Origin of the sequence: Streptomyces sp. NPDC057697 (assembly GCF_042799335.1) — a bacterium.
GTDB lineage: Bacteria > Actinomycetota > Actinomycetes > Streptomycetales > Streptomycetaceae > Streptomyces.
Window position 1 is genome coordinate 71,586 of the sequence record NZ_JBHVJA010000016.1, and the last position, 12,423, is coordinate 84,008.

Genomic DNA, 12,423 nt, shown 5'->3' on the forward strand with positions numbered 1-12,423 from the left:
CCACGACCTGGCCCAGCACGAGGAGAGCCCATGGACGACCTCTACGACCCGAACAGGCACGACCCGACCAGGAGGCAACCGAACGGGCACGACCCGAACGCGGGGCGGGAGGGGAACGAGCCGAACGGCACGGCGCGCGACGACGCCGACAGCGGGGGCGGTACGCTCCCCGGCGGGGGTTCCGGGGCCCTGCCGCCGTCGGCCGTACCGGACTCCGTACCGAACTCGACGCCCGAGCGCATCCCGTCCGGCGGCCCGGACGCGGACCGCATCCGGATAGGGCTGTGGGGCGCGCCGCGTTCGGGCAAGACCACCTACCTGACCGCACTGCCCCTGGCCGCCATGCAGCACCAGCGGCACCACGACGGCGGCTGGAACATCAGCGGCATGACGGAGGAGGCCGGCGCGTTCCTCAGCCGCGGCATGGACCTGCTGACCCGGCAGCGGGTCTTCCCCGAGGCCACCATGGGCGTCCGCGAGTTGGCCTGGTCCATCCAGGGGCCCAGGAAGAAGGGGAAGCTGGGGCTCAGCGGCAGGCGGCCCGGCTTCGTCCTCGACATCCAGGACGCGGCCGGGGAGGTCTTCGGCGACGGCCATCCCCAACAGGCCCAGCTCGTCGCCCAGCTCGCCCGCTCCCACGGGCTGATCTACCTCTTCGACCCGCTCGGTGACGCCGAGACGGCGACCGAGAGCTTCACCTTCCTCCAGTCGACCCTGACCCGGCTCACCGCACAGGTCCGCAACCGCCAGGGGCTCGTCGACGGCAGACTGCCCCACTACGTGTCCGTCTGCGTCGCCAAGTTCGACCACCCGGACATCTTCCGGCCCGCCGCGGAAGCGGGCTGGGCCGTCCAGGACACCGTGGGCGCGCAGCTGCCCCGGGTGCCGGCGGAGCAGGGCGAGCAGTTCTTCCAGTGGATGTGCGACGACTTCCGCGGCGCCAACGCGCGTCTGGTGCGGGACGCCCTGCACGCCTACTTCGACCGGCGGCGCATCGCCTACTACGCGACCTCCGCCGTGGGCTTCCGGCTCACCCCGCAGCACGTCTTCGACTACCGGGACTACGTCCAGCCGATCGAGGTGGACGGGAAATCGTGCCTGCGGACCTCCCCGGAACCGATCAACGTACTCGAACCCCTGATCGACCTGGAGGAGCGCATCTACCGGAACCGGGCCCGCGAGCGCGGCCTCGCCGGCAAGCTCGGGGGCAAGCGGCGGTGAACGGGGGCCTCGGGGAGCGACGACTGACCGCGCACCGGGCGGTGCTCGGCAAACATCCCGGGCGGACCATGGGGTACGAGGTGCTGCGCAGCAGCCTCCCCGGCAACCGGGCCGACAGCTACCTCTGGCGGGCCGCGGCCACCGGAGCGCCCGAGGGCCAGGACCCCGACGGCGCGCTGCCCTGGCGGGTGTTCCTCGGCGCGTCGGAGACCCGCCCCGCCCCCGTCTGCGCCCGCGTGGACACGAGCTGGGACGGGACGTCCGACGGCACCGGAGCCCCCAGCTACACCTGGCGGCTGACCCTGCTCGACTGGCCGGACGTCTCCCGCTCCGCCCTGACCTGGTCCGGCATCGACCGCGCCCTGACCGCGGAACCGCCCGCGCTGCCGGACGACGACGCCCCGGCCGAGATCACCGTGCCGGACACCTCGGCCGCCGAACTCGCCGCGCTCGTCGACGACCTGGGCTTCGCCTGGGCGTCCGGTGTCGCCGCGCTGCTGCTCGACGACCGGCAGGTCGCGATCACCCCGAGCCCCGGCCGGCCGCTGCCGGACGTCGCGGACCGGGTCCGGGCCCTGGACGCGATCTGTTCGCTCCTGCCGTACGCGTGCCGGTCCTGGCTCAGCGCCGCGACCTGGACCGGCCAGGCACAGCACGACCTGCGGCTCTTCTTCGCGCCGACGGCACGTGCGGGGCAGTGCGCCGCCGCGTTCGGCGGGGCCCCGCCGCAGGAGCCGCGCGGCTCCGCGGCCCGCGGCTATCTGAAGGGCCTGCGCGCGCTGCGGACGAAGACCGACGACACCCGGGCACTCGTGCGGCACCTGCTGGCCGCCACGGAACCGGCCGCCTCCGCCCCCGATCCGGGCGGCGCCCACAAGGCCCTGCGCGAGGCCGACCTGCTGGACACGGTGGTCGAGGAGGTCCGCTCGGGGGCGGGCGACCTGACCGAGGTGGCCCGCGTCCTCGACCGGCACCCGGCCGCCACCCTCGACGACCAGCGGCTCACGGTCCTGACGGGCTATCTGGTCCGGGGCGGGCACGGCAGGGCGGCGCGGGCCGGTGCGCTCCTCGCCGAGCAGTGGTCCGACCGGCTGCGGTCCCTTCTCGTTGCGGAGGTCCTCGGCGCCGGGGACCCGGCCCGCTCCTTCGAACGGGCCGAGCAGTACCTGGGCGTCGTCCACAACGTGGTCGAGACGCACCGACCCGGAACCTTCGACGAGCTGTTCCACGCCCTGGTGGAGGCCCAGGCGCCGACCCGGGACTGGGCGGGGTCGCTCATCTACATGGCGGAGGACCAGTGGGGCCGGAGCACCGAGCCGGCCGACCGCATCCTCTTCCGAGAACCGGCCGTCGGCAAGACCTGGCTCCGGTACCTGCTGAAGCACAGGCGGCGCAATCTGAGGCCGCTCGAACGGCTGGTGCTGCGGGCCCGGACCGAGCTGGCCGCCGACGCCACCCCCGGCTGGCTGCGCTTCGCGGCCGTGCTGCTCGGCGACTCACCCGCCGGGACCACCGCCACGGACGCCGCCGACTTCGCCGAGGCCTTCGAGGAGGGCTGGCGGACCACGCTGGAGATCGCCCGGCTCCAGCGCCGGCCCGAGGTGCTCGGCCCGATGTGGCCCAGGCTGTGGCGGGTCGCCCGCACCGAACGCGGACTCGGCGAGGCCGTGGGACGCCTGGTGCCGGTCGAGGAGCGGGTCGGGGGCGCGGTGGCGGCCGACGCGGACCTCTTCTGCGCGGCCACCCGCACCGGCCCGCCCGGCATGCCCCGCCTGGAACGGCTCGCCGACGACGCGGAACTGCGGGCGTACGTCGCCGCCCTGATCAACCGGCTCGGCCCGGACGGGGAACTGCGGCGCCTCGCCGCCGACGCCCTTCTGGCGGGGACGCCGGGAACGCGCGGCTGGCGGGTCATCGAGCAGCTGGGCGTCGTGCTGCCGGACAGCTTCCTGCAACCGGTGTGCGAGGTGCTGCACCGGCGTCTCACCGGGCGCGGCGGCCCGCTCGACGACCTCGACGTCCCCGCGTACCTCATGGAGCAGGTGGCGCGCCGGTACGACATGGCCTGGCTGCGGCCCGTCCACGAGTTCCGCAGGGCGGTGAGCGACCAGGCGCCGTACGAGCAGCTGGCCCGCCTCCTGCTGGCCGCGGGCGCGCCGCTGCCGGTGCAGCTCCTGGACACGGTCGCCCGGTGGACCATGGCGCACGGACCGCACGGACTGGAGCAGGTCGCCCGGTCCATGGACGAACGCGCGGCGGACCTGCCGGGCCTCCGGCTGTACCGCGACCTGGTCCGGGGCGACCGGCACCCCGGGCTGCGCGAACTGCTCACCGAGCACAGCCGGCGACAACGGGCCCGGCACGAACGGATCATGGCCGAGCTGTGGCACGGCCCCGACGCGCCGACGGCGACGGAACCCGACGCCGACGGGGAACGCCGGGGCGTCCTGGGGAGGATGGGGCGGATCGTGCCCGGGAAGCGTCGATGACCGCGCCCGCCCGACACGCCGTCGCCGTCGACGCGGGCTCGCGCTTCCTCCGGGTGGCGCGGATCGGCGCCGACGGGACACCCCGCCTGGTCGACCTGCCGGGCGCGGTGCCCGGCGAGGGCCTGCCCACCCCCGCCGGAGTACGCGGCGACCCGTACGCCGGACTCGGCGTGGCGTACGCCGCGTACCGCGAACACCGCGGCACACCGGAACGGCTGGTCCTGGTCGTCCCGCACGGCCGGCAGACGCGGCCCGCCCCGGACTTCGGGGGCCCGCCGCCCCGGCTGCTCGGCGCCCCGCACGCCGTGCTGGCCCTGCTGCGCCACGCGGACGGCACGCCCCCGCCCCCGGTGCTGGTGTGCGATCTGGGCGCGTCCGGGATCGACATCGCGCGGTGCGCGCTCGTCGGCGGGACCGTGACCGTGTCCCGGCTCACCCGGTACGGGCCGCCCGACGGCTACGGCGCCGCGTTCGACGGGGCGGTCCTCGACGGGGCGGGCCTCGCCGTCGACGACCCGGACGTACTGCGCCGACTCGACCTGGCCAGGGCGGAGAACGCGCGGCGCACCGAGGTCGCGCTCGACCGGATGACGGACCGCCCGGACCGCGCCGCGCGGTTCGCGGACACCGTGGTCCAGGAGGTGGCGGGCCGGGAGATCACCGCCGGTACCGTGCACCGGGCCCTCGCCCGGCTCACGGACGGCCTCGACCGGGCCCTCGCGGACGCCCGCCCCGGGCCGGACCGTACGCCCGTGGTCGCGGTGGGCGGCCCGGCCCGGTTGGGGGCGGTGACCCGGCTCCTGACGGACCGCACGGGCCCGCAGGTGCCGCTGCCGGACGGCACCGATCCCGCGCTGGCCGCGGTGTTCGGGGCCGCGCTGGTGGCCGCGGAACGCGTCGACGCGGCCGACCGGTACCCGCACGCGGTCGCCGTGGCCGTCCACCGCACCGTGCACGGACGGCCCCGCGGCGGCGAACTGCTGATCAGCCCGCCGGACACGCTGGCCCCGGGGGGAGCCACCGTGTTCGCCGAGTCCGACGGGGAGCGGGTGCGGTTCGGGACCGCGTCCGCCGACGGGAGCGGTGAGCGCGCGGTCCGGATCCTGGTCCGCGGCGAAGGGGCGGAGGACGGCGGGCCCGCTGCCGTCGTGACGGTCCCCGCGGTGGCCGGGGAGCGCTTCCACGTCGGGCTGCGCCTCACCGCCGAAGGGGCCGCGCACCTCGTCCTCCAGCCGCTGGGCCGGGGCCGGACCGGCGCGCACCCGCCCGAGGAGTTCCCGCTCGGCGTCCTGCCGGACGGCCCGCGGCCCGGGACCGGCCCCGCACCGCCCCTTCCCCCCGCCCCACGACGCCCGCCGTCCCCACGCCCGCCCGACACCCAGGGAGTCCGCCCGTGAAGCGAACCACCCGGTCACCACGTGCCACGACCACGCTGCGGCGTGCGGTGGCCGCGGGGGCCGTCCTGCTGACCGTCCTGGCGGCGGCCACCGTTCCGGCCGCCTCCGCCTCCGCCGAGGGACCGGACCGGGAAGAGATCTACCGTGACCTCGGCGTCGCCGACCAGCCCGTCGACTACGTCGTCCTGGTCGACACCTCCGGCTCGATGAAGGCCAAGGGCCGCTACGGCACCGTCCGTTCGACCCTGCGCACCTTCCTCGGCGGCCTGACCCGCGCCGACCACGTCGCCCTCATCACCTTCGACGACCGGCCCGAGGCACGCTACATCGGCTCGGCGGGCGACCCCGCGAAGATCGTCGCCAGGCTGCCCGAGGCCCCCGACCCGGACGGCGGCACCGACATCGGCGCCGCCCTCGACCTGGCGCTGCGCGAGCTGGAGCGGTCCGACGCCGCGAGCGTCGCCTCCGTGGTCATGCTCACCGACGGCCGCCACCAGCCGCCGCGCGGGTCCGGCTACCCCACGTCCTCCGGCGCCCCCTGGACGGCGCTGCGCAAGCGCGCCGAGGCCCTCGGAGCCCGTACCGCGCTCGCCGGGTACGCGCTGCCGCTGGCCTCGGGCGCGAGCGGCGCCGAACGGCTCGGGGACGTCGTCGGCAACACGCTCGTGCTGCGCCCGGGAAGCATCCAGGACCTGGGTTCCTACCTCCAGCGGGCCGGGGACAGCACCCGGGCCCGGTCGGCGGCGCGGCTGCTCGCCGAGGACCGGGGCAAGGGCGTCACCGCGTCGTGGGAGCCGACCGGCCCTCGTGACCTCACCACGGGCTCCGCGACCGCCTCCGTCACCTTTCGGTCGGCCGCCCGGCATCTGCCGCTGACCGTGAGCGGCGCACGGCTCTCGGCGGCCGGGGCCACGCTCGGCATCAGCGGCCTGCCGACGCGGCTGACCCTCGGCCCCGGCGAGTCCAGGACGTATCCGGTGCGCCTCGCGGGCGGGCCGGACGGGGGCGGGCTGCCCTACCGCCGCACCGAGGAGGCCTCGGCCGTGCTGCGGGTGTCCGGACGGGTGTCGTCCCCGTGGCAGCGGGCCCTCGCACCCGACGTGGACCTGAAGGTGCCCGGGGCGGTCGCGGTCGGGGGCGGCCCGCTGACCGTGCGCGCGGAGACCGGCTCCGCCCTCCTGCTGCCGGGAATCCTGCTCGGGCTCCTCGCGGTCCTGGTGCCGGCCTGGCTGCGCTGGCGGAGCGTCAACCGGCCCCTCCTCTCCGGGGCGCTGATCGTCGTGCCGGTGTTCGAGGGAGGTGTTCCGGGCCGGATCGCGCTCTCCGGGAGGCGGGTGGCGTTCCAGCCGCGCGAGGGCGGACACGGCACGGTGCGCGGACGCCGCCGCCGTGGCGCCGACGGCCCCCGGACGGAGCTGCTGATCCGGTACGTCCCGCAGGGCGCGACCGGTCGGCCGGACCGGGTGATCTGCGCACCGGGCGCCCGCGCCGTGGTCGGCGGACTGTCGTTCACACACCGCCCGGACAGCGGACCCGCGCCCGCACCGGGCACCGCCGGGCCCGGCACCGGCGGTGCCCGATGACCGGGCAGCCGCCGCTGAACGTGGCGGCCACCCGCGTCGGAACCCGCGCGCTCGGGCCCGGAGTGCGTTCCGTGGTGTGGGTGCAGGGCTGCCCGTTCCACTGCTCGGGCTGCCTCGCGCCGGAGTGGATCCCCGAACGCCCCGCGCGCCGGGCGCACCCCGACGAGCTCGCGGCCGAACTGCTCCGGGACCCCCGGGTCACCGGACTGACCCTCTCGGGCGGCGAACCGATGAGCCAGGCCGCGGGGCTGGCCCGGCTCGTCCGACGGGCCCGGCGGATCAGGGACGTCTCCGTGGTCTGCTTCACCGGCCACCGGCTGGAGCGGCTGCGGACCCGGCCCCCGTCCCCGGACGTGCCCGAACTGCTCGCCGTCGTCGACGTGCTGATCGACGGCACGTACGTGGCCGCCCTGAACGACGGACGCGGGCTGCGCGGCAGTGGCAACCAGCGGGTCCACCACCTCACCCCGCGCCTCGTGGACAGCGGCTACGACTTCGAGGGCCGCGCCAGGGACGTCGAGATCGCCCTCGACGGCCGGGAGGCCCTGCTCATCGGGGTGCCTCCGCGAGACTTCCCCGCCGCCTTCGAGCGAGCGGTCGACACGGTCCGCGCCCGGCCCCCGGGAGCGCACCCCCACGGCTCCGGCACGGGTCCGGACGCGCATCCACAGCAGAAGGGACGGTCATGAGCGGCAGGAAGAGGATTCAGGTCGACGAGTCGGAGTGGCACCGCCTGCAGCGCAGGGCACGCCAGCTCCAGGCCGTCAAACGGGACATCCCGCGCCTGGTGGCCGATGTACGGAAACAGACCAGGGCCGACGTCGACCGGGTGTTCTCCACGGTGCAGGCCCGCCAGCGCCGCCAGGACGCGGCGATCGACCGGCTCAGCGACCGGACCCGGCAGATCGAGGCCGACACCAACCGCGCACTGCGCGACCAGGCCGAACGCCTGCACCAGGACCTGTGCGAGACGGCGGGCCGGATCGAGGAGAACACCCGGCGGCGCCTCGACGAACAGCGCCGGGAGGCGGAGCGCGCCCTCGCCACCGAACGTGCCGAGCGGCGCGCCGATACCGCCCGCCTCGCCCGGGAGATCGACGCGTTCAAGGCCGACCGGGCCCGCGCCGAGGACACCGTGCGCACCTGGCTCGCCGACGCCCGCACCATGGCCGACCTCATCGACGGGGAGCTGCCCCACGACCGGTACGCCCCCGGCCGGCTCGACCGGCTCCGCGGGCGGATCGCCACGGCCGACGCGACCGCGGCCGAGGGCCGCTTCGACGCCGCGCTCGCCGTGGCGCAGGAGACCTTCCACGAACTGAGCGACCTGCGGGTGGACATCGAGCAGCGGGAGTTCGAGCGCTGCCTGGCCCAGAAGGAGGCGGTGGAGGCACTGGTGCGGGTGGAGGCCCTGGCGGCGGAGAACCGGCATCTGCCCGTCGTCGGCCCGGACGCCCGGCCGGTTGCGGGCTGCACACTGGACGTCGTGCACTGGTCCGAGGGCGAGTTCGACCAGGTCCTCCACGAGACCGCCGGGGCGCTGACCCGCGCCCGCGACCCGCACACCGGCGTACAGGACCTGCACGCGCTGCGCGACGAGGAGGCGCCCCGGCTCGAACAGGGTCTCGACCAGGCCGTGGAGCGGGCCGGGATGCGCCAGCTCACCTCGCAGATGCGGGTCAACCTGGCCGATGTGGTGGCCCACACCCTCGCCGAGGTCGCCTATTACGACCTGGTGGAGGAAGAGTCCGGCTACGCCGACGACGACGAACGGGGAGCCTTCCACGCCCGGCTGCGCAACGCGGCCAACGGCAACGAGATCAGGGTCGAGATCGTCCAGGAGGACAAGGACTCGGACCAGTGCGTGATCCGCGTGGAGTCCAGCGACCACGACGTCACCTCGGAGGCCGAACTCCGCGAGCGGGCCGACGCGGTGCACCGGGCGCTGCGGGACCAGGGCGTGCCCCTGGGGCTGGAGCCCTCGGCGCCCACGGTCATTCCGGAGGGCGCCCGGATCACGGGCCCCGGAGAGCCGGGCGGCCGGGCCGGCCGACGGGGCGCGGCCACATGAGCGGAGACCTGACGAAGGGGAGCCCCGCCCCCGGGCGCCCGCCGGACACGGAGCGGCTCGCCCCGGAGGCCGTCCGCACCGGGGAGCCCTTCACGGTGTTCTACGGGCCGGGCGTGGGTGACGTCTTCGTCGACGGCACCGGACAGGTCCGCTCCATGGAACAGGCCCTCTGGCGCATGCTCCGTTCCGAGGGGTTCGAGCGGATCGTCTTCAGCACCCTGCACGACCCGGTCTACTTCCGCGACAAGGAGTCCTGGGAACGCTCCCGCCGCCCGGCCCGCCGCACCTCCGGGCCGGGCGGCATGCACTACACCGGGCTGCGCGGCCCGCTCGGCGGGACCCAGCTCCTGGCCGCCGCGCCCACCGCGGAACCGGGCCCGGACCCCGGGTCGGGCGTGGGCGCCGCCCGCGCCTCGGGGATCGCCGACCCGTTCGGCGTGATGACGCTCACCGGTTATCTCCGCGGCACCGAACACCGGACCGCGGTGGTGTTCCCGCACGCGGACGAGTTCCTGCTGCACAACCAGGCTCCGCGCCAGCTCGCCGGGGCCCTGGCCGAATGGGCGGCCGACGCGGTCGAGGGCAACCAGTGGATCCTCGTGTTCAACAGGTCCTCCCTGAGCCAGGTGGCCGCGTTCCTGCAAGGGCTCGGGCGCTGCCCCCAGCTGGAGACCTTCGTCGCCGAACGACGCGACGAGCCCGCACTCGGCGGCACCCACCGGATCGGGCTCCCCCGGGGACCGGAACTGGAACGGCTGGTGCACTCGGTGCGGCTGCGCAAGGGGCTGCGGGTCGAGTGGCGGGACCTGGACCGGGTGGTGCGGGCGATGGCCGGTCAGCCCGGGACCGCCCGCGTCTGGCGGGAGCGCCTCGAACAACTCCTCGCCGCCGGGCACGCGTTGGACCGGGAATCGGTCCGGCCCTGGCTGGGCGGCGGCGTCGCCCACGAACGCTCCCCCTGGGAGCGGCTGGCCGCGATGCCCGGTACGCAGGAGCTCGTACGCCGCTTCGAGGACCTGCGCGCCGAACTGGCGACCAGCGAGGAGCTCCGGGCCCGTGGCCGGTCCCAGGACGGCGAACCACCCTCCCGGCACCTGGTGTTCACGGGCAACCCCGGCACGGGCAAGACCACGGTGGCCCGCCTGGTCGGCGAGATGTACCGGGACGTCGGGGTGCTGGACCGGGGCCACTGCGTGGAGGCCAAGGTCAGCGACCTGGTCGCCGGTTACATCGGGCAGACCGCGCAGCGCACCGACGCGGTGGTCGACCGGGCGCTGGGCGGGGTGCTGTTCATCGACGAGGCCTACGGGCTCAGCGACCAGCGGGACGGCTTCGGCGACGAGGCGGTCCAGGCGCTCCTCAAGCGCATGGAGGACGACCGCGGGCGACTGGTGGTCGTCGTGGCGGGTTACCCGGACAAGATGGACCAGTTCCTCGACGCCAACCCGGGGCTGCGGAGCCGCTTCCCCGAGACCAACATCGTCGCGTTCCCCGACTACGACCCCGGTACCCTGCACACGACCCTCATGAACCGTCTGGAACAGGGCGGCCTGGCGGTCGAGGAGGACACGGCGGCGGCGCTGCGGCAGATCGTGGAGAGCATGCACCGGGGCCGCGACGCCGCGTTCGGGAACGTCCGGGAGATGCGGACCCTCGCCGACGCGGTCCGTTCCCGGTGGTCCGTACGCGTGGGACGGGACGTGGATCAGCCCGTCGTGGGCGACGACATCCCGGAGACCTACCGCGAGCACCTGCCCCGGCCGGCACCGGACCCGGCGGAGCTCCTCGCCTCCTTCGACCAGTACGTCGGCCTCGGACCGGTCTGCGCGGAACTGGCCGGACTGGCGCGGCGGCTGCGGATGCGCCAGGAGCGGGGCGCCGCGACCTTCGACCCGCCGCATCTGGTGTTCACGGGGCCGCCGGGCACCGGGAAGACCACGGTGGCCCGACTGGCCGGGAAGCTCTTCCGGGCACTCGGGCTGCTGCGCAAGGGCCATGTCGTGGAGGTGACCCGGGCCGACCTCGTCGGCCAGTACGTCGGGCAGACCGCGCCCAGGGTCCGCGACGCCGTCGAACGGGCGCTGGACGGGGTGCTGTTCATCGACGAGGCGTACAGCCTGGTCCGGGACGCCCGTGGCACCGGGGGCTTCGGCGCGGAAGCGGTGGACACCCTGCTCCGGGAGATGGAGCACCGGCGCGGCCGGCTGGTGGTCGTCGTCGCCGGGTACCCCCGGGAGATGGAGGAACTGCTCGCCTTCAACGCGGGCATGCGGTCGAGGTTCACCACGACGGTGCCGTTCCCCGAGTTCTCCCTGGACGACCTCGTGGAGATCCTGCGCCGTTCCGCCGTGGCGGGCGGCTACGTCCTGGGCCCCGGGACCGCGGAACGCGCCCGCCGGTGGCTGGAGGAGACCAGGAGGGCCGGCCCGGACTCGTTCGGCAACGCCCGTGAGGTGCGCCGGCTGATGGAGGTCATGGAGGCGCTCAAGGCGAGGCGCTGGAGCGAGGGGGACAAGGGGCCGGAGTTCCTGCCCGAGGACGTGCCGGATCCGGCGGAGGGCCGGTCCGCCGGGGAACCACCGGGGTGGTCCGGATGATGCGGACCCCCGGCACGCCCGTACGCCGGGCGGCCCCGCCTCACGCCGGAGCGCGGGTGATCTTCCCCCGGCCGTCGGCGTCGGGGGCGTCCCGCTCCGCGAGGGCACGGCGCAGGGCACGGTCCGCCTCGGCGAGCCGGCGCTCGACGGTCTCGGTGAGCACCGCCACCTCGGCCAGGCTCAGACCCGGCGCCCGCGCCTCGCCGTCGTCGTCCGCGGCCTCGCGCAGGGCGTGTGCCAGCTCCCGGTCGGCCCGGGCATGGCGGGTCAGGGAAGCGAACACCGTGCTGTACTCGGCCCGGACGTGCTCCAGGGCCTCCCGCAAGGAGGCGAGCTCCTGGGTGCTCCCAGCCGTCCTGCGGCGGGTCTCCTCCAGTTCACGCTGTGCCGCGTCCACTTGCTCCAGGGACTGCCGGGTCCGTGGGGCGAGCACGGAGAGCTGCTGCTCGGTGAGGCGCAGCAGGGCCTCGGCGCCGGTGCGCAGCTCCCGGTCGGCCGCGTCGGGGTCCTGGTCGCGCAGCTCCCGCAGCCGGTCGTCGATCGCCGCCTGCTGGGCCCGTACGCCGTCCAGCTCCGCCACGAGCTCTTCGAGCCGCCGCAGTTCGTCGACCTCCCGGCTCAGCTTCTCGTGCTCCGCGAGGCGCCGCCGCAGCTCGGCCTCGCGGGCCAGGAACTCGTCGAGGGCGGCATGCTCCTTCGCGATCCGCTCGGTGAGCGAGGTGAGCTCGCCCATCATGTCCTGGACGCCCCGCCCCAGCGCCTCGCCCGCTCGGGCCGCCCGGAGCAGCGCCGGCAGCGCCTCGGCGAGGTCGGGGGTCTCGTGCAGCGCGTCGTCCAGCGCGTACAGGGCGGTCAGGGCGTCGGCTCCGTCGGCGTCCTCGGTGGCGTACGGCGCGCCGAGCGCGTCGGCAGCCCAGCGCATGGCGTGCCCCAGCACCAGGAGCGCCGTCTCCCGGTCGCGACGCCCGGAGTCCGTCAGTGCGTCTGCGATCCTCGTCCTGGCCTCGCGCACGGTGCCCCTTCCCGGAGTGCTCGGCGGGTCCGTCCTTCGACGGTCCCGGGCTG

Annotated in this window: 8 protein-coding genes; 7 read left to right on the forward strand and 1 reads right to left on the reverse strand. The window is 75.5% G+C overall.

Going from position 1 to position 12,423, the window contains the following annotated elements; genetic code table 11:
* The first annotated feature begins 30 nt into the window (after positions 1-30).
* The 7 genes from ACFVFH_RS31455 to ACFVFH_RS31485 are packed head-to-tail and all read left to right on the forward strand — an operon-like array spanning position 31 to position 11,358.
* Complete coding sequence (locus ACFVFH_RS31455; protein WP_383774968.1) at positions 31-1,221, forward strand: hypothetical protein; 1,191 nt, start codon at positions 31-33, stop codon at positions 1,219-1,221.
* Positions 1,218-3,710: a hypothetical protein gene (locus tag ACFVFH_RS31460; protein WP_383774971.1), complete on the forward strand. Its 2,493-nt coding sequence runs from the start codon at positions 1,218-1,220 to the stop codon at positions 3,708-3,710. The genes ACFVFH_RS31455 and ACFVFH_RS31460 overlap by 4 nt, the downstream gene beginning before the upstream one ends.
* Entirely contained in the window at positions 3,707-5,107 is a 1,401-nt protein-coding gene (locus ACFVFH_RS31465) for a sugar kinase (RefSeq protein WP_383774973.1), read from the forward strand. The genes ACFVFH_RS31460 and ACFVFH_RS31465 overlap by 4 nt, the downstream gene beginning before the upstream one ends.
* On the forward strand, positions 5,104-6,690 hold the full coding sequence (locus ACFVFH_RS31470; RefSeq protein WP_383774976.1) for a VWA domain-containing protein: 1,587 nt from the start codon (positions 5,104-5,106) through the stop codon (positions 6,688-6,690). The genes ACFVFH_RS31465 and ACFVFH_RS31470 overlap by 4 nt, the downstream gene beginning before the upstream one ends.
* Complete coding sequence (locus ACFVFH_RS31475) at positions 6,687-7,379, forward strand: 4Fe-4S single cluster domain-containing protein (RefSeq protein WP_383774978.1); 693 nt, start codon at positions 6,687-6,689, stop codon at positions 7,377-7,379. The genes ACFVFH_RS31470 and ACFVFH_RS31475 overlap by 4 nt, the downstream gene beginning before the upstream one ends.
* Positions 7,376-8,761 carry a hypothetical protein gene (locus ACFVFH_RS31480; RefSeq protein ID WP_383774980.1) on the forward strand — a complete coding sequence of 462 codons (1,386 nt, stop codon included), beginning with the start codon at positions 7,376-7,378 and terminating at the stop codon, positions 8,759-8,761. The genes ACFVFH_RS31475 and ACFVFH_RS31480 overlap by 4 nt, the downstream gene beginning before the upstream one ends.
* Positions 8,758-11,358, forward strand: coding sequence for an AAA family ATPase (locus ACFVFH_RS31485; protein ID WP_383774983.1), 2,601 nt, complete (start codon positions 8,758-8,760; stop codon positions 11,356-11,358). Before ACFVFH_RS31480 ends, ACFVFH_RS31485 begins: the two co-directional genes overlap by 4 nt.
* Before the next feature lie 40 nt (positions 11,359-11,398).
* On the opposite strand, the gene ACFVFH_RS31490 is transcribed toward ACFVFH_RS31485, so the two are convergent.
* Positions 11,399-12,370: a hypothetical protein gene (locus ACFVFH_RS31490; RefSeq protein ID WP_383774986.1), complete on the reverse strand. Its 972-nt coding sequence runs from the start codon at positions 12,368-12,370 to the stop codon at positions 11,399-11,401.
* Positions 12,371-12,423: the final 53 nt, after the last annotated feature.

Excerpts from the sequence above, each read along its gene's own strand:
- ACFVFH_RS31455 (WP_383774968.1), top strand. The coding sequence starts at position 31 with ATGGACGACCTCTACGACCCGAACAGGCACGACCCGACCAGGAGGCAA.
- ACFVFH_RS31475 (WP_383774978.1), top strand. The coding sequence starts at position 6,687 with ATGACCGGGCAGCCGCCGCTGAACGTGGCGGCCACCCGCGTCGGAACC.
- ACFVFH_RS31465 (WP_383774973.1), top strand. The coding sequence starts at position 3,707 with ATGACCGCGCCCGCCCGACACGCCGTCGCCGTCGACGCGGGCTCGCGC.
- ACFVFH_RS31485 (WP_383774983.1), top strand. The coding sequence starts at position 8,758 with ATGAGCGGAGACCTGACGAAGGGGAGCCCCGCCCCCGGGCGCCCGCCG.
- ACFVFH_RS31480 (WP_383774980.1), top strand. The coding sequence starts at position 7,376 with ATGAGCGGCAGGAAGAGGATTCAGGTCGACGAGTCGGAGTGGCACCGC.